Below are 26,235 nucleotides of genomic sequence, written 5' to 3' on the forward strand. Positions count from 1 at the left end.
GCGCGTGGCCCGCCTCGCGCCGGTCCGTCGACCCAAGGCGGCGTGGCGTCAGGCGAAGGGCGGGACGGCGTTCCGGGCGGGCCATGCGGCCGAATGGGTCGCGGCCTTCTGGCTGATGCTGCGTGGCTACCGAATCCTGGGCTTTCGCCTGAAGAGCCGGGCCGGCGAGATCGATCTTCTGGCCTGTCGCGGTCGGGTTCTGGCGGTTGTGGAGGTGAAGCGGCGCGCGACGATGCAGGCGGCGCGGCTGGCGCTGAAGCCCGCGCAGTTCGACCGGCTGGTCGCGGCGGGCGAGGCGATCCGGCGCAATCGGCCGGCCCTGCAATGTCTGGATTTGAGAATTGATATGGTGGCGCTGGCTCCCTGGCGGTTTCCGCGTCATCTTCGCGGCGTCGAACGAGGCGGTTGAAGGAACGGCATGACCCGCGAGGAGGCCGAACGTATCCTGACGGCGGCCGGCGAGGCCGACGACGAGGCCTTCCCCCTGCTGGAGGCCGCGATCGCCTGCGCCATCCACGACCATCCCTTGCGCGATCCAGAACCGACCCGCGCCCTGGCCTTGAACGCCTGCGCGCGGTTGAAGGAGCGGCTGGGCGGCGAAGGTCCCGACGACGCCCTGTCCGAGACCATGTGCGCGGATCTGCGTCTGAACGGCGACCTGATCCATTACGATCATCCGGCCAACACCGACATCATTCAGGTGGCCGAGCGGCGACGCGGCCTGTCCGCCGCCCTGGCCGTCTTCTATCTGCACGCGGCGCGCCATGCGGGCGTGGCGGCGGCGGGCGTGGATTTTCCCGGCCACTTCATGGTGCGGGTCGAGACGGCGGAGGGGCCGGTGGCGCTGGACCCCTTCAGCCAGGGGCGGCTGATCCTGCCCAGCGAACTGACCCGCCGGGCCCTTCGCGCCGGGCTGACGCCGCATGTGGCGGACAGGCTGGACATCCTGATGGCGCCGGTGACGGACCGGCAGTCGCTGATCCGGCTGCAGAACGTGCTGTTCAGCCGCGCCATCCGGGACCGCGACTATGAGGCGGCGGAACGCTCGGCGCTGCGCCGCGCCCTTCTGGACCCCGAGGACCACCGCCCATGGCTGGACGTCGCCTCGGCGCGCGAAAAGCAGGGCGCCCTGGCCGGCTCGCTTCAGGCCCTGTCGCGCGCCCACGGCCTGGACGGGGCTGAAGAGGCGCGGCGCTTCACGACGTTCGAGCGCGTGCGGTTGCAGCTGAACTAGACGACCGCCTCGCCGCGCAGCAGCCGGGGCAGGTCGCCCGTCGCGCCGCCGGCCTCCTGCATGAAGGCGCGACGTAAGGGGCCGATGCGGTTGACCGCCGCCATGCCCAGGTCGCGCGCCAGACGGATCGGCGCGATGTCGTTGGAGAACAGCCTGACGAAGGCGTCGAAGCCCGCCGCCAGGGCCGCATTGTCGAACCGGCGCCAGCGGGCGTAGCGGTCCAGCACCGTCTCGGCGCCGATGTCCTCGCCCAGGCGCGCGGCCTCGGCCAGAACCTCCGCCAGGGCGGCGGCGTCCTTCAACCCCATGTTCAGCCCCTGACCCGCGACGGGGTGGACGCCGTGGGCGGCGTCGCCGATCAGGGCGATGCGCGGCGCGACCAGCGCCTCGGCCAGGCTGAGCGACAGCGGATAGACGAAGCGCGGCCCCTCGACCGTCGCGCCGTCCAGGAATTCGCCGAACCGCCGCATCAGATGGGCGTGGAAGGCGGGGTCCGAGGCGTCGCGCAGGGCCTCGCCGCGCCGCGTCGTCTCGGTCCAGACCAGGCTGGCGCGCTGATCCGTCAGGGGCAGGATGGCGAACGGGCCGCCGGGCAGGAAATATTCGTGGGCGACATTGCCGTGGTCGCGACCCAGCCGCACCGTGGCCACCACGCCGCTCTGGCCATAGCCCCAGCCCACGGTCTCGATGCCCGCCGCGCGGCGCACGATGGAGCCGCGCCCCTCGGCGCCCACCACCAAGGGAGCGGTCAGGACCGCGCCGTCCGCCAGGGTCACCGTCGCCTTGCCGGCGTCGGTCGCGACGGTCGAAACGGCCGCCGGCGCCCGGACCGCGATGCCGGACGCCGTCACCGTCTGGGCCAGGGCGGCGCGGATGCGGCGGTTCTCGACCATATATCCCAGCGGCTCGCCCCCCGTTCGGCCGCCGATCTCCTCGGCGTCGAAGCGCAGGAAGGCGGGCGAGGCCGGGCGGCTGGCGGCGCCCGGTCGGCGCCCGTCCGTCACCAGAATATGGTCCATGCGACAGGCGTGCGGCCGCAGCGCCTCGCCCAGCCCCAGCGCGTCCATCATGCGGAAGGTGGAGAAGGCGATGGCGGTCGAACGCCCGTCGAAGGTGGGCGCCAGCTGGGCGTCGAACGGCTGGGGGTCGATCATCACCACCTTCAGCCCGCCTTGCGCCGCCGCCAGGGCGAAGGCCGCCCCGGTCAGGCCCGCCCCGGCGATGATGATGTCGTAGCGTTCGATCTCGGACATGACAGGCTTGTCGCCCCGTGCGACCGAAAGGTCCAGAGGGCGAAACGCCCGCGCACGGCCAAGCTGGTAAACAGCCCTTTAACCCTGTGGGTGCGACAAGGGCGGTCGAACGTCAGCCGCCCGGAAGGCTCGCCCCTTCATGTCCACCGCCCTCGCCGTCGGCCGTCAGGCCTGGATCAGCGCCCGCATCCTGTGGGACGCGCCGTTCGTGGTGCGGTTCCGGGGGGTGCTGCAGGCCTTGTTGGCGGCCCTGCTGCTGATCGCCCTGCTGTCCTGGAATCCGGCGGACGCCAGTCTGAACGCGGCCTCCACCCTGCCGACCACCAACTGGCTGGGCGCCAACGGCGCCCTGTTCGCCGACCTGTTCATGCAGTCGCTGGGCCTGGCCGCCTGGCCCGCCGCCCTGCTGCTGGTCGCTTTCGGCCTGGCGCGGGCGGTCGGGGACGCGATCCAGCAGCGACTGAAGCCCACGCCGTTGAAGGCCCTGGCCGCGACCGGCGGGACCCTGGCCCTGTCGGCGGCGCTGGCGGCGCTGGCGGCGCCGGCGGCCTGGCCCTTGGCGGCCGGGCTGGGCGGTCTGTGGGGCGACGGGCTGACCGGACTGACGGCCAAGGCCATCGGCGCCCTGCACATTCCCGGCGCGCGGATCATCGCGGGCCTGATCTTCCTGATCGCGGGCCTGTGGCTGGTCGGGTTCGCCATCGGCCTGAGGGCGATGGACTTCCTGGACGCCCTGCATTGGGGGCGCTCGTTGAAGGCGCCCGCGCCGCGCGCGCCGGCCAAGCCCGCACGGGAAAAGGCCCCGCCCAAGGCCCGTGCGCCGCGCGCCGCGCCTGTTCAGGACGCGCCCGCGCCCCTCGAAACGGAGCTGTCGGACGATCCCGGCCCGCAGACCGCCTATGACGACCTGCCGCCATGGGAGGACGAGGCCGCACCCCTGCCCCCCAGCGCCGCGCGTGCGGCCGCGCAGTCCGTCGAACCGCGCGTCGCGGCGGTCAAGGCGCCCAAGGCCCGGAAGGACGACCTGGATCAGCAGGCCTTCGACTTCACCCGGCCCGAGGGCGATTTCGACCTGCCGCCGCTGGGGATCCTGACCAAGCCGGCCCAGCGTGTCGGTTCGGTGGACGAGGATTCGCTGAAACAGAACGCCAAGATGCTGGAAGGCGTGCTGCAGGAGTTCGGCGTGCGCGGCGTGATCGACCAGATCCGCCCCGGACCTGTCGTCACCCTGTACGAACTGGTCCCGGCGCCGGGCGTGAAGCACGGCCGCGTGGTGGCGCTGGCCGACGACATCGCCCGCTCCATGTCCGCCCGCGCCTGTCGTATTTCAGTGGTTCAGGGCCGCAACGCCATCGGCATCGAACTGCCCAACGCCAAGCGCGAGACCGTCTATCTGCGCGACCTGCTGGCCAGCGCCGAATACGACAAGAAGGGGCATCTTCTGCCCCTCGCGCTCGGCGAGACCATCGGCGGCGAACCCTATGTCGCCGACCTGGCGCGGATGCCCCACCTCCTGATCGCGGGCACCACCGGCTCGGGCAAGTCGGTGGGGGTCAACGCCATGATCCTGTCGATCCTGTATCGCCACAGCCCGGCCGAATGCCGCTTCATCATGATCGATCCCAAGATGCTGGAGCTGTCGGTCTATGACGGCATCCCGCACCTGCTGGCGCCGGTCGTGACCGATCCGAAGAAGGCCGTCGTCGCCCTGAAATGGACGGTGCGCGAGATGGAGGACCGCTATCGCCGCATGTCCAAGCTGGGCGTGCGCAACATCGCCTCCTACAACGAGCGCGCCCGCGAGGCGCAGGAGAAGGGCGAGCATTTCGAGCGCACGGTCCAGACGGGCTTCGACGATCAGGGGCGTCCGGTTTACGAGTCAGAGAAGATCCGGCCCGAGCCTCTGCCCTTCCTGGTCGTGGTCATGGACGAAATGGCCGACCTGATGCTGGTCGCGGGCAAGGATGTCGAAGGCGCCGTCCAGCGTCTGGCCCAGATGGCGCGGGCCGCCGGCATCCACCTGATCATGGCCACGCAGCGCCCGTCGGTGGACGTCATCACCGGCACCATCAAGGCCAACTTCCCGACCCGCATCTCCTTCCAGGTCACGTCCAAGATCGACAGCCGCACCATCCTGGGCGAACAGGGCGGCGAGCAGCTGCTGGGCCAGGGCGACATGCTGTACATGGCGGGCGGCGGCCGCATCACCCGCCTGCACGGCCCCTTCGTCGACGACAAGGAGGTCGAGGACGTCTGCAAACACCTGAAGGCTCAGGCCGAGCCCGACTATCTCGACCTGATCACCGACGAACCGGACGGAGACGCGGACGGCGGCTATGACGAGGGCGGAAACGGCGGCTCGGGCGACGACCTTTACGACCGCGCCGTCGCCGTCGTCACCCGCGACCGCAAGGCCTCGACCTCCTACGTCCAGCGCCGCCTGCAGATCGGCTACAACCGCGCCGCCTCCCTGATCGAGCGGATGGAGCAGGAAGGCGTGGTCAGCCCCGCCAACCACGCCGGCAAGCGCGACGTCCTGGCCGGTCCGCCGCCGATGGTGTGACGCCCCCTGTCTCCTCCCCGCTTGCGGGGAGGTGGCGCGCCGCGACTTCGCGCCGTGACGGAGGGGCTATTCACGGCATCGCAAGCGCCTGTGGATCTTCAAGAACCCCTCCACCACGCTACGCGCGGTCCCCTCCCCACAAATGGGGAGGAGACGCGATGCAACCGTCCTTCTCAATGTCCGTTGTCCAACCCGCTATCTTTCCCAAGCTTCAGCATTTCGATGAACAGGGCTTCATCGCAGCGCCGGAATATGGTCAGGCTCGCGTCATTCCGACGCCAAGCCGACCGGGCAAGACGGCAGGATCGACAACCATCCCGAACGGGAGACGGACTTCATGACCTCGCGCGCCAAGACCTTGGCTATGGCCACCCCCGACCTGCACCGCCGCAACCTGCTGCTGGGCGCAGGCCTGACGACCGGCCTGATCGCGTTGGGCGCCTTTGACGCCGCGCACGCCCAGTCCAACCTGTCGGCCGACGACCGGGCGGTCGTTCAGCAGGCCCAGGGCTATCTGCAGGCGCTGACCTCGGCGCAGGGGACCTTCACCGAGACGGGGCCGAGCGGCCAGACCCGCCAGGGCCGGTTCTATCTGCAGCGGCCGGGCAAGATGCGGTTCGAATACACCGATCCGGCCGGGCTGCTGGTGGTTTCGGACGGCTATAACGTCAAACGCTACGATCCGCGTTTGAACACCTTCCAGCAGGTGCCGCTGGGCCGCACCCCGCTGTCCACCTTCCTGGCGCGCAACGTCCGCCTGGACCAGGGCGTCCGTATCGAGCGGGTGACGCGCATGGCCTCGGGGGCCTTCGCCATCACGGCGCGCGACGCCGGCCGTCCCAATGACGGCCAGGTGGTTCTGGCCTTCGCCGGCAACCCCGTGCGGCTGCACGAATGGACCATCACCGATCCGCAGGGCGCCCGCACCCGGACGCAGCTGACGTCGCTGCAACCGGCGTCGAACCTGTCGGCGCGTCTGTTCCAGCTCAGCGACCCGACGCGCCGCCCCGGTCGGAACTGATCGCGCGACGGGGGTGGGGTGGTCAGGTGACCATTCCTCAACCCCTGTTCCCTTAAGCTGTCGGCTATGAGCGCGACCGTCCCGCCGTCCGGCGTCCCATCGCTGAAATGGAGCGTGGCGGTCGGCGTGGGCGCGTTCGGGCTGTTCCTGCTGGGCGCCTTGGTGATCGAGCCGGCCCTCCACCGCCTGATCGAGACAGGTGCGGCGGCCGCAGGACCCGGCGCCAGAGGGCAGGTGGTGATCGGCGATCCGGTGGTCGCCGGACGGTATGTCTCCGCCGGGTCAGACACGCTTTCGCCACTGACGATCCAGGCCGAAGGCGGCGCCCTGACCATCGAGGGGGCGGGTCGCTTGACCGCCACGCCGCACAGACTGGTGGGCGCCGATCAGAAGGCCGACGCCGCCCGGACCTTTGCCGAGGTCATGGGCGCGCCGGTCGCCGCGCAGATCGAAATCCGCAGGGTCCTCGCCGACGAGGACAGCAGGCTGTGCGCCGGTCAGGCCGTGGGCTGGCTGGCGCTGGCGGTGCGACGAGACGGATTTCTGCTGATGCCGGTGCGCCAGGGTCCCCCGCCCGGCGCCTTGGCCTCCGAGGATCGGCTGTGCGCCGTTAGAGACTTCGACCGATGATCCGCGCCGTGATCCTGGCGGCCCTGATCGGCGCCGCCGCCGCCCTGTGGACCTGGACCCGGCCGGGCGCAACCGAGACCGGCGTCCCGCGCGATGCGGTGGTCGTCCAGGTGCTGGACAACGGCTTTCACACCGACCTGGCCGTGCCGCGCGCCGCTCTGATGCGGCGCGGCGGCCCTCTGGCTCAAGCGACGGCGAGCCTGGCGCCCGGCGACTGGATCCTGATCGGTTGGGGCGACGCGCGGTTCTATGTGGATCAGAGCCCGATCGCGGACCGCCTGCCGGACGGCGCCCGCGCCTTCTTCCGGCCGGGCAATGCGTCGGTCGTCATGCTGGATCCGGTGCGCGTCGATCCCGGCGCGGGCCACGGAGGCGACGTGGCCCGCCTGACCCTGACGCGGGCGCAGTTCGACCGGATGGCGGCGCGCGTCGAACAGTCGCTGGCCCTTTCCGACGGTGCAGTCCGCATCGTCGCCGCCCGCCCCGGCGACGATGCGCGGTTCTTCGCCAGTCGCGAGACCTTCTCCATCGGCCATCTTTGCAACCATTGGACGGCCCAGGTGCTGAACGCCGCAGGCGTGCCGGTCCGGCCGGTCCGGTCCATCACCTCGGCCGAGGTGATGCGGTCCGTGCGGGCGGCGGAACAGGCCAAGGACCCGGAGCGAAAACTGGACATGGGGCCGTCGCGAGACTAGACCGCCCGACTTTCGCCTATCCGGCCGGGTCCGATCCCCTGCGGGCGAACAAGAAGGAGAGGCCGATGGCCCACAAGCAACATACGCGAAATTCCTCAGGCCCCGCAGGTCCCAGCCAGCGCCAGCTGCGCGCCGGCGAACTGATCCGACACGCCCTGGTCGACATCCTGCGCGAGGAGGACATTCACGACGAGGCCCTGTCCGGCGTCTCCGTCACCGTGACCGAGGTGCGGCTGTCGCCCGACCTGAAACACGCCACCTGTTTCGTGGAGCCGCTGGGCGCCGGGGTCGAGACCGCCCCGACTGCGGGCCACGAAAGCGAGATCATCAAGGCGCTGAACGCCCACGCCAAATTCCTGCGCGGCCAGCTGGGCCGCCGGCTGGACATGAAGTTCACGCCCGACCTGCGTTTCCGCCACGACGACAGCTTCGATGCGGCCAGCCATATGGACCGCCTGTTCGACGACCCCCGCGTCCGCGCAGACCTGGAGCGACGCGACGACGAGGGCGATCAATGATCCTGCCCCGTCCTTCGCGGGAGAGGATTTAACAATGGGCCGCAAGAAAAAGGGCGAGATCGTCGACGGCTGGGTCTGCCTGGACAAGCCGTTCGAGATGGGATCGACCGAGGCCGTCAGCCGCATCCGCCGCCTGTTCAACGCCCAGAAGGCCGGTCACGCGGGCACCTTGGACCCGCTGGCCAGCGGCATCCTGCCCATCGCGCTGGGCGAAGCGACCAAGACCGTGCCCATGATGATGGAGGCGCAGAAGGTCTATCGCTTCACCATCAACTGGGGCGTCTCGACCGACAGCGTGGACCGCGAGGGCGAGATCGTCGGCCGGTCCGACGTGCGACCCACGGTCGATCAGGTGAAGGCCGCCCTGCCCGCCTTCGTCGGCGAGATCGACCAGACCCCGCCGCGCTTTTCCGCCATCAAGGTGGACGGCGCGCGCGCCTATGACCTGGCCCGCGACGGCGTGGAGTTCGAACTTCAGGCCCGGCGCGTGACCATCCATTCCGCGGAGGTGACAGACGCGCCGGACGCCGACCATGTCGAAATCACCATCCGCACCGGCAAGGGCGTCTATGTGCGGTCGCTGGCGCGCGATCTGGCGGCGGTTCTGGGCGCCGAGGGTCATGTCAGCGCCCTGCGACGCGAGCGCGTGGGGCCGTTCAGCACGCAAAACGCCGTCACTCTGGATTCTCTGGAGGAAATGGTGCATAGGGGCGCCGCCTCGGAAGGCTTGCTTGCCGTTGCGACCGCTCTGGACGACATCCCGGAACTGGCCGTGACGGAACAGGACGCCTTCTCGCTTCGGCAGGGACGCCCGATCGTTCTGCTCCCCCGTCAGGTGGAAACCCTCAAAGGCCGTCTTTCCGACGGTTCGCGCACGGTTTCAGCCTTTCAGGGCCAGACCCTCGTCGCGCTGTGTCAGTTGCGGGCCGGCCGGTTAGAACCCGACCGCGTTTTCAACCTCCAATGACGGAGACATACGATGTCGGTTACTGCTGAACGCAAGCACGAGATCATCGCCGATAACGCCCGCACCGCCGGCGACACCGGCTCGGCCGAGGTTCAGGTCGCGATCCTGTCGGAACGCATCGCCAACCTCACCGAACACTTCAAGACCCACAAGAAGGACAACCACTCGCGTCGTGGCCTTCTGAAGATGGTGTCGCAACGTCGCCGCCTGCTCGACCACCTGAACAAGGTCGACGCCGGCCGCTACCAAGCGCTCATCTCCAAGCTGGGCCTGCGCCGCTAAGGCGTCGGATCAGTGTAAAAGAACGCTTTCGAGGCGCGGGCGGTCACGTCCGCGCCTCGTTGTGTACCTAGAGACTGCCCGCGCGCTGCGGGACTGAACACAGCGCAGATGCGAGGACCAGATGGTCCTCACCGGGTTTTCCGCGATGGCGCGGCGACCCACGGACCTCGGGACTGAACGCCCCGCGCTCCACCCCATGATGGGACCCCGCCGGGAATACGCCCGCCGGGATACGAAAGACGAAATATGTTCGACATCAAACGCAAGACGATCGAGTGGGCCGGCCGCCCGCTGACCCTGGAAACGGGCCGCATCGCCCGCCAGGCCGACGGCGCCGTGCTGGCGACCTATGGCGAGACCGTGGTTCTGGCCACCGTCGTCTATGGCCGCGCCCCCAAGCCGGGCCTGGATTTCTTCCCCCTGACCGTCAACTATCAGGAAAAGACCTTCGCCGCCGGCAAGATCCCCGGTGGTTACTTCAAGCGTGAAGGCCGTCCGTCCGAGAAGGAAACCCTGGTTTCCCGCCTGATCGACCGTCCGATCCGCCCGCTGTTCGTCAAGGGCTTCAAGAACGAGACCCAGGTCGTCGTGACCGTGCTGCAGCACGACATGGAAAACGACCCGGACGTCCTGGGCATGGTCGCCGCCTCCGCCGCCCTGACCATCTCGGGCGTGCCCTTCATGGGCCCGATCGGCGCCGCGCGCGTCGGCCTGATCGACGGTGAGCTGGTGCTGAACCCGACCATCGACCAGGTCGCGACCTCGGACCTCGACCTGGTGGTCGCCGGTACGCAAGACGCCCTGATGATGGTCGAATCCGAAGCCAAGGAGTTGTCGGAAGAGAAGATGCTGGAAGCCCTGATGTTCGCGCATGCGGGCATGCAGCCGGTCATCGACGCCATCATCGACCTGGCCGAACACGCCGCCAAGGAGCCGTTCGACTTCCAGGCCGAAGATCACTCCGACGTGGTCGCCTCGATCAAGTCGCTGGTCGGCGAGGACATCAAGGCCGCCTACACCCACCCCGGCAAATACGACCGTCGCTCGGGCGTCGATGCGGCCAAGAAGGCCGCCGCCGCCGCTCTGGTGAAGACCGACGAGAACCCCGAGGGCGTCGACGGTTCCAAGTTCTCGGCCGCCTTCAAGGAATGCGAAGCCGAAGTCCTGCGTCGCGACATCATCGAAAACGCGCATCGTGTCGACGGCCGCGACCTGGACAAGGTCCGCGCCATCGTGTCGGAAGTCGGCGTCCTGCCGCGCACCCACGGTTCGGCCCTGTTCACGCGTGGGGAAACCCAGGCCCTGGTCGTCGCCACCCTCGGCACCGGCGAGGACGAGCAGTACATCGACAGCCTGCAGGGCACCTACAAAGAGAACTTCCTGCTGCACTACAACTTCCCCCCCTATTCGGTGGGTGAAGCGGGCCGCATGGGTTCGCCCGGCCGTCGCGAAATCGGTCACGGCAAGCTGGCCTGGCGCGCGATCCGTCCGATGCTGCCGACCAAGGAGGACTTCCCCTACACCATCCGTCTGGTGTCGGAGATCACCGAGTCGAACGGCTCGTCCTCGATGGCCACGGTCTGCGGTTCGTCGCTGGCCCTGATGGATGCGGGCGTTCCGCTGATCCGTCCGGTCTCGGGCATCGCCATGGGCCTGATCCTGGAGCCGTCGGGCGAGTTCGCCATCCTGTCGGACATTCTGGGTGACGAAGATCACCTGGGCGACATGGACTTCAAGGTCGCCGGCACGTCGCAGGGCATCACCAGCCTGCAGATGGACATCAAGGTCGCCGGCATCACCAAGGAGATCATGGAACAGGCCCTGACCCAGGCTTCGGCCGGTCGCCTGCACATCCTGGACGAGATGTCCAAGGCCATGGATGCGCCGCGCACCGAACTGGGCGAGCACGCGCCCAAGATCGAAACCATCAAGATCGCGGTCGACAAGATCCGTGAAGTGATCGGTTCGGGCGGCAAGGTGATCCGCGAGATCGTCGAGAAGACCGGCGCCAAGATCGATATCGGCGACGACGGCACCATCAAGGTCGCCGCCAACGACCAGGAGAAGATCGACGCCGCCAAGGCCTGGATCCAGTCCATCGCCTCGGAACCGGAAGTCGGCACGATCTACACCGGCAAGGTGGTCAAGGTCGTCGACTTCGGCGCCTTCGTGAACTTCTTCGGCGCCAAGGACGGCCTGGTCCACGTGTCCCAGATCGCTCTGGAGCGCGTCGCCAACCCGGCCGACGTCCTGTCGGAAGGCCAGGAGGTCAAGGTCAAGTTCCTGGGCTTCGACGATCGCGGCAAGACCAAGCTGTCGATGAAGGTCGTCGATCAGGAAACCGGCGAGGACATCACCGACAAGATCAACGCCGAACGCGCCGAGCGCGGCGAGGCCCCGCTGTCGGAAGACACCGGCGGTCGTCCCAAGCGCGAGGGCGGTGATCGCGGTGGAGATCGCGGCCGTCGTCGTCGCGACTAAGCGACGCGGACCCAAGACTGAAAGAGGCCCGGCGGAGCGATCCGCCGGGCCTTTTTTCTTCGGTCGCCCGGCGCCGCTTGCGGCGATTTCGCTTGCCGCATCCGCCTGTGCGGTTTCCATTGCCGCATCGTCCGTGGGGAGAACGTCATGCTGGATCGTCGCCGCCTTCTTCAGTCCGCCGCGCTGGGTGCCGGGCTTTGCGCCGTCGGAGGCGCGGCCGCCGTGGCCCGACCTCAGGACGGCGATGTGGCCGGCGGTGCCGACGCCGCCTTCAAAACCTTCATGGACAAGGCGTTCGAGGGCACGCTGGATCGCGCGCCCGAAGTCGTGACCGCCTTCGGCCTGGACAAGGGCGCGCGCGCCGCCGCCAAGTCGCAGCTGACCGCCCCGACCCGCGCCGAGGAGGAGGGCCAGCGCGCCTTCATCCGCCAGCAGTCCGCCGACCTGGCCCGCATCGACCGCCGCGCCCTGTCGCCCCGCGACCTGAACTATTACGACAGCATCAAGGACAATCTGGACGGGGTCATCGCCACCTACGACATCCCGTATGGCCAGGGCGGCTGGCCCAATCCGTATCGGGTCAGCCAGCAGGGCGGCGCCTATCAGTCCACGCCGGACTTCCTGGCCAATCAGCACACCATCGAGACGGCCGCCGACGCCGACGCCTATATGGCGCGGGTCAACGCCTTCGCCGACGTCCTGGCCGCCGAAACGGATCGATTGAAGGAAGAGTATGCGCTGGGCGTCGTGCCGCCCGACTTCATCCTGGCCAAGGCGATCCGCCAGCAGGATGGCGTGCTGGCCACTTCGGCGGCGACCTCCCCCCTGACCCAGTCCGTCGTGGACCGGACCCAGGCCAAGGGCCTGACCGGCGACTGGGGCGCCCAGGTCCAGCGTCTGATCGAGACGCGGGTCTATCCGACCCTGGCGGCGCAGAACGCCGTGCTGAAGGCCGCCCAGCCCGGCGCTGTGCACGAGGCGTCGGTGCGCCGCCTGCCGCAGGGCGAACAGTATTACGCCAACAGCCTGCGCTACATCACCACCACCCGGCTGACGGCGGACGAGATCCACCGCACCGGCGTCGAACAGATGGCCGAACTGACCGCCCGCGCCGACGGTCTGCTGAAGGCGCAAGGGCTGACCCAGGGCTCGGTGGCCCAACGGATCGCGGCCCTGGGGGACGATCCCAAATACATCTACGCCGACACCGATGCGGGCAAGGCCGAGCTGATCGCCAAGCTGAACGCCCAGATGGCCGATATGCAGGCGCGCCTGCCGAACGCCTTCGGCCGCCTGCCCAAGGCCAAGGTCGAGATCAAGCGCGTGCCGCCCGAGATCGAGGCCGGCGCGCCGATGGGCTATTACAACGCGCCCAGCCTGGATGGGACGCGACCCGGCATCTACTGGATCAATCTGAAGGACACGGCGGAATGGCCGTCCTGGTCGCTGCCGACCCTGACCTATCACGAGGCCACGCCGGGCCATCACCTGCAGATCAGCCTGCAGCAGGAAAGCGAGTCCGCCCCCTTGCTGATGAACCTGCTGGGCTTCTCCAGCTATGTCGAGGGCTGGGGGCTTTACGCCGAACAGCTGGCCGACGAACTGGGCGCCTATGAGAACGATCCGGTCGGTCAGATCGGCTATCTGCAGTCGCTGATGTTCCGCGCCGCGCGCCTGGTGGTCGACACCGGCATCCATTCCAAGGGCTGGAACCGCGAACAGGGCATCCGCTACATGATGGAGGCCTATGGCGATCAGGAGGGCGCGGCGACGTCCGAGGTCGAACGCTATTGCGGCTGGCCCGGCCAGGCCTGCGCCTACAAGGTCGGGCACAACGAATGGGTACGGCTGCGCGAGACGGCCAAGACGAGCCTGGGGTCCAGGTTCGACATCAAGGGCTTCCACGACACGGCCCTGGCCGCCGGCGGCGTACCGCTGTCCGTGCTGGAGAGGATCGTCAACGGCTGGGTGGCGGCCCAGGCCTGATCGCATCCCGGTCGCGCCGGGCCGACGTCTAAGACAAACAGGGACTGCCTAGGCGCGGCGCGGTCCCGTCACCGAGAGTTCGCCGCATGATTGATCGTCGTCGACTTTTTCTGACCGCCGCCGCCACGGCGGCGGTCGCGCCGTCCCTGGTTCAGGCCAAGGCCACTCAAACCGAAGCGGACGGACGGTTGAACAGCCTGCTGGACGGCTGGTTCGAGGCCGATATCGACGAAAGCCCGGAGCGCGCCACCAACCTGGGCCTGGATCGGGGCGCGCGCGCCGGCCTGTCGTCCAGGCTGAGCGAAGCGGGGCCGGACACCATCCGCAAGGATCGTGCGAAGGCCGTAAATCGCTGGGGCCAGCTGCGCAGCTTCGACCAGGCGGGTCTTTCGCCGGCCGGGACGCTGAACTACGCTATCGCGGCCTTCGGCGCGGAGACGGCGGCCCAGACGGCCCGCTTCGACTATGGGGCAGGGCCGGGGCGACCGTCGCCCTATGTCGTGACCCAACTGTCGGGCGCCTATTTCAGCACGCCGGACTTCCTGGATAATCAGCACCGGATCGAGGATGCGGCCGGAGCCGACGCCTTCCTGTCGCGGCTGGAAGCTTTCTCGGGCGTGTTGAACGGCGAGACGGCCAAGATCGAGGAAGACGCCGGTCTGGGCGTCATCCCGCCCGACTTCATCATCGACCGGATGCTGCCGCAGATCCGCGCCCTGCGCGACACGCCCGCCGCCGACATGGCCATGCTGACGTCGCTGGCGCGCAAGACGGGCGATCTGGGCCTGGCCGGTTATGACGGTCGCGCCGCCGCCATCGTGGACCAGAAGGTCAAACCGGCCCTGGCCGCTCAGATCGCGGCGCTGGAAGCCTTGCGGCCTCGCGCGACCCATGATGCGGGGGTCTGGCGTCTGCCGGATGGCGAGGCCTTCTACGCTGCGGGCTTGAAGGCCAATACGACCACCACCCTGACCGCCCGGGAAATCCACGCCTTGGGTCGCGAACAGGTCGCCGAAATCAGCGCCGAGATCGACGCCATTCTGAAGACCCAGGGCTATACTCAGGGCACGGTCGGCGAACGCATCCAGGCCCTGAACAAGGAGCCGGCCCAGCTGTTCACCAACACCGACGCCGGCAAGGCCGAACTGCTGGCCTGGCTGAACCGGCTGGTCGCCGATCTGGAGCCGAAACTGCCGCAGGTGTTCGGTCGCCTGCCCAAGTCGCACGTCGAGATCCGTCGCGTGCCGGTATCGATCCAGTCGGGTGCGCCCGGCGGCTATTACCAGGGACCGCCGCTGGATGGGTCGCGTCCGGGCGCCTATTACATCAACCTGCGCGACAGCGGGAACTGGCCGAAGTTCGCCCTGCCGACCCTGACCTATCATGAGGCTTCGCCGGGGCATCACCTGCAGGTGGCGCTGCAGCGCGAGTCCGGCGAGCTGCCGCAATGGCGCCGGGCGGGAGGATTTTCAGCCTATAACGAGGGCTGGGCCTTGTATGCCGAGGCGGTGGCGGCCGACGACCTAGACGCCTATGCGACCGATCCGCTGGGCCGGGTGGGTTTCCTGATGTCCTATCTGTTCCGGGCCGTGCGTCTGGTGGTGGACACGGGCCTGCATTCCGAGCGCTGGAGCCGGGAACAGGTGGTCGACTATATGGCGGCCTCGGGCGCCAAGCCGCTGGATGCGTCGAACAGCGAGATCAACCGCTACTGCGTCTGGCCGGGCCAGGCCTGTTCGTACAAGGTCGGCCATACGGTCATCGCCCGCCTGCGGAAGGACGCCGAAGCCAAGCCCGACTTCGATCTGCGCGCCTTCCACGACAAGGTTCTGGAGAACGGGTCGCTGCCGCTGGCGGTGCTGGAACGGATCGTGGACGGCCAGGCCTAGAGGTTTGGCCTAATCCGCGACGGTCAGGCCGTCGATCCGGCGCAGGCGGTTGTGGATGTCGGTGGCGGCGACGGCGGCCTCGGCGGTGGCCACCGCGATCTGGTTGAGGCCGCGCACCGCGTCGCCGGCGGCGTAGAGGCCCGGCACGCTGGTCGCCTGGTGCAGATCGACCACCAGCCGGCCGTCGTCGGACAGGCGCGCGCCCAGGCTTTGGGCCAGTTCGGCGTTCGGCGAGGTTCCCAGCGCCGAATAGACCAGGTCGAAGGCCTGCGTCCGGGCCGACCCGCCCGGCCCCTTCCAGGTCAGGGCCGTCACCCGATCCTGCTCCAGCCGCACGGCCTCCAGCGGAGCGAAGATCAGTTCGACGCCCAGCCGGTCCAGCTCGTCGCGCCGTGTCAGGGCGTCCGGCGAACCGATGTGGATCAGGGTCACCCGGTCGGAATAGGTGCGCATGAAGGCGGCCTCGCGCGCGCCCTTGTCGCTGTGGCCGATGACGGCGACGACCTTGCCGGTCGCCTCATAGCCGTCGCAGATCGGGCAGATGCGCACCAGAGCCCGCTGAACCGCCCGCTCGACGCCCGGCAGGTCGGGGTGATGATCGACCACGCCGGTGGCCAGCAGGACGGCGCGGGCGCGGAGAGTCTGGCCCTCGACCTCCGCGACGAAGCCTTGGCCGTCCTTAGCCAAAGACGTCGCGCGACCGGGCGTGATGCGCGCGCCGTATTCCTCGGCCTGTTCGCGCATCCGGGCCAGGATGTCGGGGCCGGAGACGCCGGCGGGAAAACCGGGCGTATTGTGACTGAGCGGGATCCAGCAGGCCCGCGGCTGGCCGGCGTCGATCACCAGGGTGCGCCTGCGAAACCGGGCGAGGTAGGTCGCGGCCGTCAGGCCGGCGGGGCCGGCGCCGATGACCAGGACCTCTGGTTCGTTCACCGCGTGCGCCAGGCGACGGGCCAGAAGTCGGACGGCACGCCCGCGCATTCGCCCATCGTGCTTTCCATCGTCAGGACGAAGCGCTGGCCGGTCCAGGTCCAGGTCTGTTGCACGCCGCAATCGCCGATGCCGCGCCCCTTGGCGAAGCTGGACAGGGTGCGTGACCCGGGATCGTATTCGCCGTTGACGGTCGAGTTGTCGGGCATGTTTGGATCCGCGCCCGGCCCGGCCGTGCCGATCAGGGCCGCCGGTCGGGGATCGCGCCCGCCCGGTCCGGTCAGATACCAGTTGTGGGTCAGGTTGTAGGCGCCCGAGCCGCAGGGCACGGCCCACAGTTCGGTGCGGGCGTCCAGCCGGGCGGACATGACCATGTCGCCGACGGCCGGCATGGCGGATTCCTTCAGACAGTTTCCCACCTCGGTCAGGCCGCGAAGGGCGGCGGGCAGGGTCTGGTTCTGATCGCCGAAGCCAGCCTGATTCACGGGCGGCGCGGCCGCCACCGTGGGCAAGTCAGGCGCGACCGCCACGGCGGAGGCGGGCTTGTCGCCCCGTCGCATCAGGGCCGTGGGCGTGTCGAGGCGCCCTTGCTTCTCGTCGATCCACAACAGGGCGGCCGCTGCGCCGTGCAGGGAGATATCCTGGCTGGAGACGCCGCGAATGGTCATGACCTTGCCCTGGGCCAGGGCGTCGATGACGGGACGCGCGTCGCCGGGGATCTGGCCGATCGGGGCGTCGTCCTCGCTGGCCGCGTTCAGATCGGCGGCGAAGTCGCGGCCGTCGATGGTCAGGCCGATGCGGGCGGGACCTTTCGCATCGCCGTCGGGCCAGTATCCGAACACCACCTGAGGCCTGGCGTCCGGGCCGGGGGCGAGCGCGATGCGGACCCAGCCGCCGTTGCTTCCGCCGGTGAAACCGAAGGCCCAACAGGTTCCGTCGTTGCCGCACGTCGCGCTCCAATCGCGGAACGATTTGGTCTCGCTGGTGATCTGCAGCACCGGCGGGGTGACGGGCGTCTGAAGGGAAGCGGCTGCAGCCTTGGGCGCGCCCGTCTTCTGGGTTGAATCCTTGTCGCCGCAGGCGGCCAGGGCGAGGGCGGACGCGGCGACCGCGACCATCAGGCGTGCAGGGATCATGCCTTTTTCAACTCCGACGGCTTGTGCGCCGCGCGTGCGCCGGTCTTGGCGCTCTCGACGATATACTCCGGATTGTCGGGAGAGGCGGCGACCTTGTGGCCCTTGATGTGGGTTTCAGAAGTGACCTTTTTGACCACCTTGCCGGTGGTCGCGCCCTGACTGTGATCCCATTTTACGCGATCACCGGCCTTGAACGTCTTTTCCGGCATGGCTGTGCTCCCTGCGGCTCCGCTTGATGCTCAGCGATCAGCAGCCGCATCAGTTCCGCATCCACCACCGGCGGCGCCTCGCAAAAGACCAGTATCCATTGGTCGACCAGCTCGCGCTCTTCATCCGTCATTCCGTCGTCCGTCGTCGTTTCGGGCCTGAAAGAATCCGAAGGGACGCATCGGGTTCAGCTTGACGGGGGATGGCTTTTTCCGGGCAGGGTTAACGCGGGGCCGGGGTTTGCGTGAACGCGCGGCCCCGCTATACCGCCGCCACGATATTCCTTCCCACAGTCACAGGCGGACCGTACGCATGGCCAAGATCAAGGTCGAAAACCCCATCGTCGACATCGACGGCGACGAAATGACCCGCATCATCTGGCAGATGATCAAGGACAAGCTGGTCTTCCCGTTCTTGGATCTGGAGCTGGACTACTACGACCTGGGCATGGAGCACCGCGACGCCACCGACGACCAGGTGACCATCGACGCGGCCCACGCGATCCAGAAGCACGGCGTCGGCGTGAAGTGCGCCACCATCACCCCGGACGAAGCCCGCGTGCAGGAGTTCGGCCTGAAGAAGATGTGGAAGTCGCCGAACGGCACCATCCGCAACATCCTGGGCGGCGTGGTCTTCCGCGAGCCGATCATCTGCTCCAACGTGCCGCGCCTGGTTCCGGGCTGGACCCAGCCCATCGTGGTGGGCCGTCACGCCTTCGGCGATCAGTACAAGGCCACCGACTTCCTGATGCCCGGCCCCGGCACCCTGACGATCAAGTTCGTCGGCGAGGACGGCGAAGTGATCGAACACGAGGTCTACAAGGCGCCCGGCGCCGGCGTGGCCATGGCCATGTACAACCAGGACGCCTCGATCCGCGAGTTCGCCCACGCCTCGTTCGCCTATGGCCTGCAACGCAACTATCCGGTCTATCTGTCGACCAAGAACACGATCCTGAAAGCCTATGACGGCCGCTTCAAGGACCTGTTCCAGGAAGTGTTCGACGAACACTACGCCGCCGAGTTCAAGGCGCGCGGCCTGACCTATGAGCACCGTCTGATCGACGACATGGTCGCGGCCGCGATGAAGTGGTCGGGCGGCTTCGTCTGGGCGTGCAAGAACTACGACGGCGACGTGCAGTCGGACGTCGTGGCGCAAGGCTTCGGCTCGCTGGGCCTGATGACCTCGGTCCTGATGACGCCGGACGGCAAGGTGCTGGAGACGGAAGCCGCCCACGGCACCGTGACCCGCCACTATCGCCAGCACCAGAAGGGCGAGGCCACCTCGACCAACTCCATCGCCTCGATCTTCGCCTGGACGCGCGGCTTCAAGCACCGCGCCAAGCTGGACGGCAATGCGGCCCTGGACCAGTTCGCCGACACCCTGGAGAAGGTGGTCGTGGACACCGTCGAGGCCGGCTTCATGACCAAGGACCTGGCGCTGCTGGTCGGCGACCAACAGGGCTGGCTGACCACCGAGGGCTTCCTCGACAAGGTGGCCGAGAACCTGAAGACCGCCCTGCCGGACGTCGGCTGAGGTCGACATCGTCCCCGGCTCGCCGGTGGAGGAACGTCCTCAAGTCGCGCGAAGCGCGATAGGACAGACAAGAATCCAGGCCCCGTCGGAGCGATCCGGCGGGGCTTTTCGTTGTGCCGGGAGCCGGAGCGTGCATGATCGGCGATAATGAGGAAGCGTTCGTGAAGCGGCTGTTCGGAAATCTGGTGCTGGCGGCGCTCGCCGTGGCGGTGCTGGCCTTCTTCGCCGCGCCGGCGGTGGGCTTCTTCGCCATACGGTCGGCGGCGGAGGCCAACGACGTGGCGGGGCTGTCGCGGCTGATCGACTTCGGCGCGGTCCGTCAGTCGCTGAGGCCGCAGCTCGCCGGACGGCCCGAGGCGATGGCGCCGGCGCCGTCCTTTCTGGAGGATCCCATCGGCGCCTTCCGACGACAGTTCGATCAGCAGAACCCGCTGCAGCGTCAGCCCGACGTGAACGCCTATCTGACGCCGGCGGCCCTGTCGGCCCTGCTGCGGGGCGAGGGGCGCTACGCCAACCAGCGAACCCAGGCCGCCACGCCGCCGGACGCCAAGGTCAAGAAGCCCTGGCCGCGCCCGGCCTATTGGAGCGTCAACCGGGTGCGGATGGCGGTCGCCGATCAGGGCGGATCGCGCACCCTGTTCACCTTCGAGCGGCGGGGGCCGTTCGAGTGGAAGCTGGTCCATATCGGCCTGCCCGAGGGCACGGCGCCGCCGGTCGCGCCGGCCCAGGGCGAGGGGCGTCCATGAGCCTGCGCATCATCCGTTTTCCGAAGGAGGGATCATGACCCGCAAGATCGTTATCGGGGCTGTCATCGCCGGGATCGTCGCCCTGGCCGTCGCCCTGTTCGTCTCGCCCTTCCTGGCGGCGCAAGGGATCGTGCGGGCGGCGCGGGCCGGGGATGCGGCGGCGCTGGAGCGGCAGGTGGACTTTCCCGCCTTTCGCGCCAGCCTGAAGAGCGAGCTGAATGCCCGCGCGCGACTGGAAATCCGCGATCGGGTCAAGGGCGACCAGGGGCTGGCGGCCCTGGGGATGTTGCTGGCGCCGTCGCTGGTGGACGGGGCGGTCGACAACTTCGTCACGCCGAAAGGGGTCGCCGCCCTGGTCCGGTCGGGCGAGACGCCGGAGCCGGAACGGCCGGTGCCCGCCGACGACACCCCCGCCGCGCCCAAGGACAAGGTGCGCCAGTCCTGGGCCTATCGCGGACTGAACCGCTTCGCCGTGACCCTGACGCGCGACGACAAGCCCGAGGAGGAACTGGTCTTGATCCTGGAGCGTCGCGGGCCGTTCAGTTGGAAGCTGGCCGGGGTCGATCTGACGCCCGACCCGATGATGTGATGCGTCGGCCCCCTTCCGTCGGAAGAGGGCCCTGTCGGTTCAGGCCAGCGCAGCGCGGACCGCCGCCAGACCGTCCTCGGCCTTGGCGCCGTCGGGGGCGCCGCCCTGGGCGAAGTCGGGCTTGCCGCCCGCGCCCTGGCCGCCCATGGCCAGGACTGCGGCGCGGGCCAGGTCGGCGGCGTTGACCGTGCCGGCCAGATCCGAGGTGACGGCCACGGTGACGGCGGCCTTGCCCTCGGTCACGCCGATCAGGGCCACGACGCCCGTGCCGACCTGTTTCCTGAAGTCCTCGGCCACGCCGCGCAGGCCCTTGCCGTCCACCCCGTCCAGGACGCGGGCGATCAGCTTGGTCCCGTTGATCTCCTCCGGCGCGGAGGACGCGCCCGAACCACCGCCCAGGGCCAGTTGCTTCTTCAACTCGGCGACCTGCTTCTCCAGCGTCCTGACCGATCCCTGAAGGGTCTCGACACGCGCCGGCACGTCCAGCGGCTGGATCTTGAAGTCGCGGGCCAGGTTGCGGGCGACCCTGGCCTGACCTTCCAGATAGAGGCGCGCGGCCTCGCCGGTCAGGGCCTCGATGCGGCGGACGCCGGCGGCGACGCCGGTTTCCTGAACCACCTTGAACAGGCCGATGTCGCCGGTGCGGGCGACGTGGGTGCCGCCGCACAGTTCGACCGAATAGGGCGCGTTGTCGCTGACCAGCGAACGACCCAGGGTCAGGACGCGAACCTCGTCGCCGTATTTCTCGCCGAACAGGGCGATGGCGCCGGCCTCGATGGCGTCGGCGGGGACCATAAGCTTGGTCTCCGCCGGGACGTTCTGACGGATCACGGCGTTGACCTCGGCCTCGATGGCGGCCAACTCGTCCTCGGTGACCGGGGCCGAATGGCTGAAGTCGAAGCGGGCGCGTTCGGCGTCGACCAGCTGGCCCTTTTGCGCCACCTGCGGGCCGAGGACATTCTTCAGCGCCGTGTGCAGCAGGTGGGCGGCCGAGTGGTTGGCGCGCGTGGTCAGGCGTTTGTCGGCGTCCACGCTCTGCGCCACGCGGGCGCCGATCTGAAGCTTGCCGGCCGTGATCTGGACGGACAGGACGTGCAGGTCGCCGGCGTGTTTCTTGACGTCCAGCACCTCGGCTTCACCCCCGGGCCATTCCAGGGTTCCCTGGTCGCCGGTCTGGCCGCCGCTCTCCGCGTAGAAGGGGGTCGTGTCGAACAAGACCTCGACGATGTCGCCGGTTTCGGCCGCCTCGACGGGGGCGCCGCCGTTCATGATGGCCAAGACCTCGCCCGACCCTTCGACGGCGTCATAACCGGTGAAGACGGTCGGCCCCATGCGGTCGCGCACGGCCAGCCATTCGCCGGCGTTGGCCGTCTGGCCCGAGCCCTTCCAGTTCTCGCGCGAGCGCTGGCGCTGTTCAGCCATGGCGGCCTCGAAGCCGTCGACATTGACCGAGAAGCCGCGACGACGGGCCTCGTCCTGGGTCAAATCAAGCGGGAAGCCATAGGTGTCGGACAGGGTGAAGGCGGTCTGGCCGTCCAGCATGTCGCCGGGCTTGAAGCCTTGGACCGCCGTGTCGAACAGGGTCATGCCGCGTCCAAGCGTGGTGCGGAAGCGAATCTCCTCCTGCTTCAGCGTGTCCTCGATGAAGGGCTGGGCGCGGGCCAGTTCGGGATAGGCGTCGCCCATCTGCGCCACCAGGGTCGGGACCAGCCGGTGCATCAGCGGGTCGGCGGCGCCCAGCAGGTGGGCGTGGCGCATGGCGCGGCGCATGATGCGGCGCAGGACATAGCCCCGGCCTTCGTTGGACGGGGTGACGCCGTCGGCGATCAGGAAGGACGACGAACGCAGGTGGTCGGCGATGACCCGGTGGCTGGCGGCGCGCTCGCCCTCGGACCTGGTCGAGGTGGCGTCCTCGGACGCGGCGATCAGGGTCTTGAACAGGTCGGTCTCGAACACAGAATGCACGCCCTGAAGCACGGTGGTCATCCGCTCCAGCCCCATGCCGGTGTCCACGCTGGGCTTGGGAAGGTTGCGAACGATCTGGTCGTTCTCCTTCTCGAACTGCATGAAGACGTTGTTCCAGATCTCGACGTAGCGGTCGCCGTCCTCGTCCGGCGAACCGGGGGGGCCGCCGGCGATCTTGTCGCCGTGGTCCCAGAAGATTTCGGTGCAGGGACCGCACGGACCTGAATCGCCCATGGCCCAGAAGTTGTCCGAGCCGGCGATGCGGATGATCTTGTCGTCGGAGAAGCCGGTGACCTTTTTCCAGATCGCGGCGGCCTCGTCATCGTCGATATAGACGGTGACCAGGAGGCGTTTGGCGTCCAGCCCGAACTCCTGCGTGACCAGCTTCCACGCCCGGTCGATGGCGTGTTCCTTGAAATAGTCGCCGAAGGAGAAGTTGCCCAGCATCTCGAAGAAGGTTAGGTGGCGGGCGGTGTAGCCGACATTGTCCAGATCGTTGTGCTTGCCCCCGGCGCGGACGCATTTCTGGGAACTGGTGGCGCGCGGATAGGGCGGCTTGGCGGCGCCGGTGAAATAGTCCTTGAACGGCACCATGCCGGCGTTGACGAACAGCAGGGAAGGGTCGTTCTGCGGCACCAGCGGGGCCGAGTGCACCTTCTCGTGACCGTCGGCCGCGAAATAGTTCAGATAGGTGGCGCGGATCTCGTTCAGGCTGGGCATGGGCAGGTCTTCGGCTCGGCGGTCGCTAAGGAACCGGCGTCATATAGGGTTTTGGCGGGGAACGCATCATCCCCTCGTGGTGCGGACGGGCCAGAGAACACGATGTCTTCTCCCCGCTGTGCGGGGAGGGGGACCACCCCCCGGTCTCGCCAAAGACGAGCCCGAGGACAGGCTACGCGGTGGAGGGGTTGTGGACGCCTCACGGCCCTTGATTCGGTGACGCTCCGAAGAACCCCTCCGTCACGGCGCTGAAGAAGCGCCGCGCCACCTCCCCGCGAAACGGGGAGGAGACGGAGACGCGCGCCGCGTTCACACCCTCGGCGGCGGGCCGAACTTGCCGGCCTGGTAATCCTGGACCGCCTGGATGATCTCGTCGCGGGTGTTCATGACGAAGGGGCCGTGGCTGAAGACCGGCTCGCCGATGGGTTCGGCGTAGCCCAGGAGGACGACGGCGTCCGATGCGGCGGCGATCTGAACCGCGTCGCCGTCGCCGAGGGCGGCGAGGTTCCATTGCGGCACGGCGGTTCCGGCGACGGAGACCTCGCCCTTGACGACATAGAGGAAGACGTTGCGGCCGGGGGCGACCGGCGTCTCGAACGTCGCGCCGCCGGGCAGACGAACGACGGCCAGATGGATGTCGATCAGCGACTGGATCGGCGCCTTGACGCCCTGCCACTCGCCCGAGACCGGCTCGACCGTGACGCCGTTCTCGGTGACGAAGGTCGGGATGTCGGATTTCTGCAGGCCGACATAGTTCGGCCTGGTCATCTTCAGCCGCGACGGCAGGTTCACCCACAGTTGCAGGATCTCCATCGGCCCGCCGTTGCGCTTGAAGGCGGCCGGGGACAGTTCGGCGTGGATCAGGCCGGAGCCGGCGGTCATCCACTGGATGCCGCCCGCCTTGATGATGCTCTCCCCTCCGCCGGAATCGTTGTGGGCCAGCTCGCCGTCCAGGATGAAGGTGACGGTCTCGAAGCCCCGGTGCGGGTGAGGACCGAACGGCAGGCCCGCATTGCCCGGCGCATAGGTCTGGGGCCCGTGGTGGTTCAGGAACAGGAAGGGATCGACCTGCTCCAGCCCCGGGCCGGGCACGGGGCGGCGCGTGGTCAGGTCGCCGATGTCGTCGCGAACGGCGGGATGCAGGCGAAGGACGGGACGGGACGCAATCTGGGTCATTCGTCACATATAGGGTGGCTAATCAGCGGCCGCCAGCCTAGCCGGGGCGGGCGACGGTCACGGCGCGGGCGCGGCCGTTCTGCACCAGTTCGCCGCTCCAGCCGTGGGCGGCGGCCCGCAGATGCAGTTCGCCGTCCGCCAGCGGCACCACGGCGGCGGCGCCGTCGAACCCGGCCGGACCGGCCGGACCATCGGCGGTCGACGCCGCCCGCGCGTCCAGCCGGCGCCAGGCGCCCTCGATGCGTCGCCCCTCGCCCCGGTCGGTCAGGGCGAAGGACAAAAGCGGTTTACCGTCGGCGTCCGCGACGCGCCAGCGCCCGTCCAGCGGACCGGCGCGGCGGTCGGCGTCGATCTCGGACTGGGCGACGCCCTGGTCGTAGGCAGTCTGCACATCGCCGGGGCTGACTTCATAGTCGCCGACATAGGCCTCCACGACCACCGGCTGGGTCAGGGGGCTGCGGCGCCAGTCGCCGCCGGCGTCGCCCTGGGCTTCGGTTTCCCGACCGAAGTCGGACGGGGGTTCGAACGGCCGGACCACGGGGGCCTGATAGGTTTCGGGCGTGGCGTCCAAAAGCCCGGCGGCTTGCGGAGCCTGCGCCATGGACGCTCCGGCGAAAAGGGCGAACAGGATCATGCGTCCACCCTGCCAAATCGCGGGACCGATCGCCTAGAGCCGACAGGCCTTTGCGCGAAAACGTGATTCGGGCGAACGGCAAGGGTTCGGAACGCAACAATCGCCGCTTCTGTCCCGCCGTGCGTTGACACCGGCCCCCCAGGGTCACAAAAGCCTTCGCAACCGCACACGGCGATTGAATTCATTCGCTTTTGAGAACCATTCGCATGACCCAGCCCAGCCCGAAACCGGGTGGCGCAGCAAACGACCGGACGGGTCGTTTCGTCACCCAACCGAACGGTCACGTCACGCCGCTTTCGCCGCATATGAGCGTCTGGCGCTGGCACGTGACCATGGCCGCCTCCATCCTGTTCCGCGCCACCATCATCGCCGCGACCGTAGGCGTGCTGTTCGTGGTCGGCTGGTTGGGCGCCATGGCGTTCGGGCCGGAACACTACGCTTGCTTCCTCATGCTGGCCGGATCGCCGCTGGGTCTGTTCGTCGGCTTCGGCCTGACGGCGGTGCTGTTCTCCTTCATCCTGAACGGCGCGCGTCACACCTATAACGACACCGGCAACGGGCTGACGCTGGCGTCGGCCAATCTGCTGTCCAACATCGCGGTCTGGGCGCCGGTCCCGCTGGCCGTGTTGTTCTGGGTCGTCCTGTTCGCCACGGGGAGGGTTTCGCTGTGAGCGGCGCCGTCAAGTTCAAGAACAACGTCAAGGTTTCCGAGCGCCACGGCGCCGGCGAATGGCTGACCGAGCGGGTGCTGCTGGTCGCCCTGCTGCCGCTGGGCCTGTGGGTCGCCTCGACCGGCTTCACCCTGGCGGGCGCCGGCTATGACGCCGTTCTGGCCTGGTTCGCCAATCCGCTGAACGCGGCCCTGATGGCGATCACGGCGGTGGTCTTCTTCGGCTATCTGAGCCTGGCCTGGAAGGTCGTGCTGGAGGACTATGTGCCGAACGCGGGGACGCGCGGCCTGCTGGTCGCCCTGCTGAACATCGTCTTCGTCGTGCTGGCCGCCGCCAGCGTCTTCTTCATCGTGCGGCTGGCGCTGGGCTCGGCGCCGCTGCCCGCCGGCTTCGGAGCCTGAATAGACCG

25 protein-coding genes are annotated in these 26,235 nt (G+C 68.6%); 17 read left to right on the forward strand and 8 right to left on the reverse strand.

What is annotated here, in order from left to right; all coding sequences use genetic code 11:
* The first annotated feature begins 4 nt into the window (after positions 1 to 4).
* Together B3Z70_RS02450 and B3Z70_RS02455 are read left to right on the forward strand one after the other, a co-directional pair.
* Entirely contained in the window at positions 5 to 409 is a 405-nt protein-coding gene (locus B3Z70_RS02450; RefSeq protein WP_292044566.1) for a YraN family protein, read from the forward strand.
* 9 nt (positions 410 to 418) lie between these two features.
* Positions 419 to 1,234, forward strand: coding sequence for a transglutaminase family protein (locus B3Z70_RS02455; RefSeq protein ID WP_292044568.1), 816 nt, complete (start codon positions 419 to 421; stop codon positions 1,232 to 1,234).
* On the opposite strand, the gene B3Z70_RS02460 is transcribed toward B3Z70_RS02455, so the two are convergent.
* Entirely contained in the window at positions 1,231 to 2,487 is a 1,257-nt protein-coding gene (locus B3Z70_RS02460; protein WP_292044570.1) for a UbiH/UbiF/VisC/COQ6 family ubiquinone biosynthesis hydroxylase, read from the reverse strand. The two genes, B3Z70_RS02455 and B3Z70_RS02460, sit on opposite strands and share 4 nt — an antisense overlap.
* 139 nt (positions 2,488 to 2,626) lie before the next feature.
* On the opposite strand from B3Z70_RS02460, the gene B3Z70_RS02465 reads away from it, so the two are divergent.
* The 10 genes from B3Z70_RS02465 to B3Z70_RS02510 all read left to right on the forward strand — a co-directional run bounded on the left by B3Z70_RS02465 (position 2,627) and on the right by B3Z70_RS02510 (position 15,519).
* Positions 2,627 to 5,050, forward strand: a complete 2,424-nt coding sequence (locus B3Z70_RS02465; protein WP_292044572.1) for a DNA translocase FtsK — start codon at positions 2,627 to 2,629, stop codon at positions 5,048 to 5,050.
* A 337-nt stretch (positions 5,051 to 5,387) separates the two neighbouring features.
* Positions 5,388 to 6,071 carry a LolA family protein gene (locus B3Z70_RS02470; RefSeq protein WP_292044574.1) on the forward strand — a complete coding sequence of 228 codons (684 nt, stop codon included), beginning with the start codon at positions 5,388 to 5,390 and terminating at the stop codon, positions 6,069 to 6,071.
* Positions 6,072 to 6,137: 66 nt separating this feature from the next.
* Positions 6,138 to 6,701 (forward strand): hypothetical protein, encoded by a 564-nt coding sequence (locus B3Z70_RS02475; protein ID WP_292044575.1) that lies wholly within the window; start codon positions 6,138 to 6,140, stop codon positions 6,699 to 6,701.
* Positions 6,698 to 7,396, forward strand: coding sequence for a DUF2459 domain-containing protein (locus tag B3Z70_RS02480; protein WP_292044577.1), 699 nt, complete (start codon positions 6,698 to 6,700; stop codon positions 7,394 to 7,396). Before B3Z70_RS02475 ends, B3Z70_RS02480 begins: the two co-directional genes overlap by 4 nt.
* A 65-nt stretch (positions 7,397 to 7,461) precedes the next feature.
* Positions 7,462 to 7,914 carry a 30S ribosome-binding factor RbfA gene (rbfA, locus tag B3Z70_RS02485; RefSeq protein WP_292044579.1) on the forward strand — a complete coding sequence of 151 codons (453 nt, stop codon included), beginning with the start codon at positions 7,462 to 7,464 and terminating at the stop codon, positions 7,912 to 7,914.
* Between the two features lie 34 nt (positions 7,915 to 7,948).
* The gene (gene truB, locus B3Z70_RS02490; RefSeq protein ID WP_292023487.1) at positions 7,949 to 8,881 is read left to right on the forward strand and encodes a tRNA pseudouridine(55) synthase TruB; all 933 of its coding nucleotides are present in this window, start codon (positions 7,949 to 7,951) and stop codon (positions 8,879 to 8,881) included.
* Positions 8,882 to 8,893: 12 nt separating this feature from the next.
* Positions 8,894 to 9,163: a 30S ribosomal protein S15 gene (rpsO, locus tag B3Z70_RS02495; protein ID WP_267514908.1), complete on the forward strand. Its 270-nt coding sequence runs from the start codon at positions 8,894 to 8,896 to the stop codon at positions 9,161 to 9,163.
* 246 nt (positions 9,164 to 9,409) lie between these two features.
* A complete protein-coding gene (gene pnp / locus B3Z70_RS02500) occupies positions 9,410 to 11,644 on the forward strand; it encodes a polyribonucleotide nucleotidyltransferase (protein WP_292044581.1) in 2,235 nt (744 codons plus the stop codon).
* Between the two features lie 147 nt (positions 11,645 to 11,791).
* Positions 11,792 to 13,630, forward strand: a complete 1,839-nt coding sequence (locus tag B3Z70_RS02505; protein ID WP_292044584.1) for a DUF885 domain-containing protein — start codon at positions 11,792 to 11,794, stop codon at positions 13,628 to 13,630.
* A gap of 86 nt (positions 13,631 to 13,716) precedes the next feature.
* Complete coding sequence (locus B3Z70_RS02510) at positions 13,717 to 15,519, forward strand: DUF885 domain-containing protein (protein ID WP_292044586.1); 1,803 nt, start codon at positions 13,717 to 13,719, stop codon at positions 15,517 to 15,519.
* A 9-nt stretch (positions 15,520 to 15,528) separates the two neighbouring features.
* Here B3Z70_RS02510 and B3Z70_RS02515 read toward each other — a convergent pair whose 3' ends face one another.
* The 4 genes from B3Z70_RS02515 to B3Z70_RS02530 are packed head-to-tail and all read right to left on the reverse strand — an operon-like array spanning position 15,529 to position 17,925.
* Entirely contained in the window at positions 15,529 to 16,500 is a 972-nt protein-coding gene (locus B3Z70_RS02515) for an NAD(P)/FAD-dependent oxidoreductase (protein WP_292044588.1), read from the reverse strand.
* Positions 16,449 to 17,585, reverse strand: a complete 1,137-nt coding sequence (locus B3Z70_RS02520) for a DUF1176 domain-containing protein (RefSeq protein ID WP_292023477.1) — start codon at positions 17,583 to 17,585, stop codon at positions 16,449 to 16,451. The genes B3Z70_RS02515 and B3Z70_RS02520 overlap by 52 nt, the downstream gene beginning before the upstream one ends.
* Positions 17,582 to 17,794 carry a DUF2945 domain-containing protein gene (locus B3Z70_RS02525; RefSeq protein WP_292023475.1) on the reverse strand — a complete coding sequence of 71 codons (213 nt, stop codon included), beginning with the start codon at positions 17,792 to 17,794 and terminating at the stop codon, positions 17,582 to 17,584. The genes B3Z70_RS02520 and B3Z70_RS02525 overlap by 4 nt, the downstream gene beginning before the upstream one ends.
* Positions 17,758 to 17,925 (reverse strand): hypothetical protein, encoded by a 168-nt coding sequence (locus B3Z70_RS02530; RefSeq protein ID WP_292023473.1) that lies wholly within the window; start codon positions 17,923 to 17,925, stop codon positions 17,758 to 17,760. Before B3Z70_RS02530 ends, B3Z70_RS02525 begins: the two co-directional genes overlap by 37 nt.
* 179 nt (positions 17,926 to 18,104) lie before the next feature.
* On the opposite strand from B3Z70_RS02530, the gene B3Z70_RS02535 reads away from it, so the two are divergent.
* The 3 genes from B3Z70_RS02535 (at position 18,105) to B3Z70_RS02545 (ending at position 20,660) form a co-directional block, all read left to right on the forward strand.
* Complete coding sequence (locus B3Z70_RS02535) at positions 18,105 to 19,325, forward strand: NADP-dependent isocitrate dehydrogenase (RefSeq protein ID WP_039246750.1); 1,221 nt, start codon at positions 18,105 to 18,107, stop codon at positions 19,323 to 19,325.
* A 134-nt stretch (positions 19,326 to 19,459) separates the two neighbouring features.
* The gene (locus B3Z70_RS02540; protein WP_292044590.1) at positions 19,460 to 20,071 is read left to right on the forward strand and encodes a DUF2939 domain-containing protein; all 612 of its coding nucleotides are present in this window, start codon (positions 19,460 to 19,462) and stop codon (positions 20,069 to 20,071) included.
* A 34-nt stretch (positions 20,072 to 20,105) separates the two neighbouring features.
* Complete coding sequence (locus B3Z70_RS02545; RefSeq protein ID WP_292023469.1) at positions 20,106 to 20,660, forward strand: DUF2939 domain-containing protein; 555 nt, start codon at positions 20,106 to 20,108, stop codon at positions 20,658 to 20,660.
* A 39-nt stretch (positions 20,661 to 20,699) separates the two neighbouring features.
* On the opposite strand, the gene alaS is transcribed toward B3Z70_RS02545, so the two are convergent.
* The 3 genes from alaS to B3Z70_RS02560 all read right to left on the reverse strand — a co-directional run bounded on the left by alaS (position 20,700) and on the right by B3Z70_RS02560 (position 25,155).
* Positions 20,700 to 23,345, reverse strand: a complete 2,646-nt coding sequence (alaS, locus tag B3Z70_RS02550; RefSeq protein ID WP_292044592.1) for an alanine--tRNA ligase — start codon at positions 23,343 to 23,345, stop codon at positions 20,700 to 20,702.
* A 309-nt stretch (positions 23,346 to 23,654) separates the two neighbouring features.
* Entirely contained in the window at positions 23,655 to 24,521 is an 867-nt protein-coding gene (locus B3Z70_RS02555) for a pirin family protein (RefSeq protein ID WP_292044594.1), read from the reverse strand.
* A 37-nt stretch (positions 24,522 to 24,558) separates the two neighbouring features.
* A complete protein-coding gene (locus tag B3Z70_RS02560; protein ID WP_292044597.1) occupies positions 24,559 to 25,155 on the reverse strand; it encodes a hypothetical protein in 597 nt (198 codons plus the stop codon).
* Positions 25,156 to 25,361: 206 nt separating this feature from the next.
* On the opposite strand from B3Z70_RS02560, the gene sdhC reads away from it, so the two are divergent.
* Positions 25,362 to 25,826 (forward strand): succinate dehydrogenase, cytochrome b556 subunit, encoded by a 465-nt coding sequence (gene sdhC, locus B3Z70_RS02565; RefSeq protein ID WP_292024550.1) that lies wholly within the window; start codon positions 25,362 to 25,364, stop codon positions 25,824 to 25,826.
* Positions 25,823 to 26,227 (forward strand): succinate dehydrogenase, hydrophobic membrane anchor protein, encoded by a 405-nt coding sequence (gene sdhD / locus B3Z70_RS02570; RefSeq protein ID WP_292024549.1) that lies wholly within the window; start codon positions 25,823 to 25,825, stop codon positions 26,225 to 26,227. The genes sdhC and sdhD overlap by 4 nt, the downstream gene beginning before the upstream one ends.
* Positions 26,228 to 26,235 lie beyond the last annotated feature (8 nt).

Source organism: Brevundimonas sp. UBA6550 (assembly GCF_002434505.1).
Taxonomy (GTDB): domain Bacteria; phylum Pseudomonadota; class Alphaproteobacteria; order Caulobacterales; family Caulobacteraceae; genus Brevundimonas.

Excerpts from the sequence above, each read along its gene's own strand:
- B3Z70_RS02455 (WP_292044568.1), top strand. The coding sequence starts at position 419 with ATGACCCGCGAGGAGGCCGAACGTATCCTGACGGCGGCCGGCGAGGCC.
- B3Z70_RS02460 (WP_292044570.1), bottom strand. The coding sequence starts at position 2,487 with ATGTCCGAGATCGAACGCTACGACATCATCATCGCCGGGGCGGGCCTG.
- B3Z70_RS02465 (WP_292044572.1), top strand. The coding sequence starts at position 2,627 with ATGTCCACCGCCCTCGCCGTCGGCCGTCAGGCCTGGATCAGCGCCCGC.
- B3Z70_RS02470 (WP_292044574.1), top strand. The coding sequence starts at position 5,388 with ATGACCTCGCGCGCCAAGACCTTGGCTATGGCCACCCCCGACCTGCAC.
- B3Z70_RS02475 (WP_292044575.1), top strand. The coding sequence starts at position 6,138 with ATGAGCGCGACCGTCCCGCCGTCCGGCGTCCCATCGCTGAAATGGAGC.
- B3Z70_RS02480 (WP_292044577.1), top strand. The coding sequence starts at position 6,698 with ATGATCCGCGCCGTGATCCTGGCGGCCCTGATCGGCGCCGCCGCCGCC.
- rbfA (WP_292044579.1), top strand. The coding sequence starts at position 7,462 with ATGGCCCACAAGCAACATACGCGAAATTCCTCAGGCCCCGCAGGTCCC.
- truB (WP_292023487.1), top strand. The coding sequence starts at position 7,949 with ATGGGCCGCAAGAAAAAGGGCGAGATCGTCGACGGCTGGGTCTGCCTG.
- rpsO (WP_267514908.1), top strand. The coding sequence starts at position 8,894 with ATGTCGGTTACTGCTGAACGCAAGCACGAGATCATCGCCGATAACGCC.
- pnp (WP_292044581.1), top strand. The coding sequence starts at position 9,410 with ATGTTCGACATCAAACGCAAGACGATCGAGTGGGCCGGCCGCCCGCTG.
- B3Z70_RS02505 (WP_292044584.1), top strand. The coding sequence starts at position 11,792 with ATGCTGGATCGTCGCCGCCTTCTTCAGTCCGCCGCGCTGGGTGCCGGG.
- B3Z70_RS02510 (WP_292044586.1), top strand. The coding sequence starts at position 13,717 with ATGATTGATCGTCGTCGACTTTTTCTGACCGCCGCCGCCACGGCGGCG.
- B3Z70_RS02515 (WP_292044588.1), bottom strand. The coding sequence starts at position 16,500 with ATGCGCGGGCGTGCCGTCCGACTTCTGGCCCGTCGCCTGGCGCACGCG.
- B3Z70_RS02520 (WP_292023477.1), bottom strand. The coding sequence starts at position 17,585 with ATGATCCCTGCACGCCTGATGGTCGCGGTCGCCGCGTCCGCCCTCGCC.
- B3Z70_RS02525 (WP_292023475.1), bottom strand. The coding sequence starts at position 17,794 with ATGCCGGAAAAGACGTTCAAGGCCGGTGATCGCGTAAAATGGGATCAC.
- B3Z70_RS02530 (WP_292023473.1), bottom strand. The coding sequence starts at position 17,925 with ATGACGGATGAAGAGCGCGAGCTGGTCGACCAATGGATACTGGTCTTT.
- B3Z70_RS02535 (WP_039246750.1), top strand. The coding sequence starts at position 18,105 with ATGGCCAAGATCAAGGTCGAAAACCCCATCGTCGACATCGACGGCGAC.
- B3Z70_RS02540 (WP_292044590.1), top strand. The coding sequence starts at position 19,460 with ATGATCGGCGATAATGAGGAAGCGTTCGTGAAGCGGCTGTTCGGAAAT.
- B3Z70_RS02545 (WP_292023469.1), top strand. The coding sequence starts at position 20,106 with ATGACCCGCAAGATCGTTATCGGGGCTGTCATCGCCGGGATCGTCGCC.
- alaS (WP_292044592.1), bottom strand. The coding sequence starts at position 23,345 with ATGCCCAGCCTGAACGAGATCCGCGCCACCTATCTGAACTATTTCGCG.
- B3Z70_RS02555 (WP_292044594.1), bottom strand. The coding sequence starts at position 24,521 with ATGACCCAGATTGCGTCCCGTCCCGTCCTTCGCCTGCATCCCGCCGTT.
- B3Z70_RS02560 (WP_292044597.1), bottom strand. The coding sequence starts at position 25,155 with ATGATCCTGTTCGCCCTTTTCGCCGGAGCGTCCATGGCGCAGGCTCCG.
- sdhC (WP_292024550.1), top strand. The coding sequence starts at position 25,362 with ATGACCCAGCCCAGCCCGAAACCGGGTGGCGCAGCAAACGACCGGACG.